The sequence below is a fragment of the Gilvimarinus sp. 1_MG-2023 genome, from assembly GCF_030548285.1.
Window position 1 is genome coordinate 1 of sequence record NZ_JAUOSC010000995.1, and the last position, 273, is coordinate 273.

Annotated in this window: 1 protein-coding gene; it reads right to left on the bottom strand. The window is 59.0% G+C overall.

Annotation, left to right across the window (positions count from 1 at the left end; all coding sequences use genetic code 11):
- The coding region (locus Q4563_RS19870) for an aldolase/citrate lyase family protein (RefSeq protein ID WP_303605744.1) at positions 1-273 on the bottom strand (273 nt) is incomplete at both ends.

Consider the following 273-nt stretch of genomic DNA (forward strand, 5'->3'; position numbering starts at 1 on the left):
CTTCAATCACGGCCTGTACGTCGGGATGCGCCGGGTTACCAATATGGCCCATGGCGGCACTCAGGTCGGACGGACCAATAAACACGCCGTCGACACCATCAACCGCCAGAATATCATCCAGTGCAGCAACCCCGGCGGGGGTTTCAATCTGGATTAAAACACACATCTGCTGGTTGGCGGTGTGGAGATAGTCGGCCGTGCGGTTAAATTCTGATGCCCGTGCCAGGGCACTGCCAACCCCGCGAATACCTGCCGGAGGGTAACGGGTTGCCG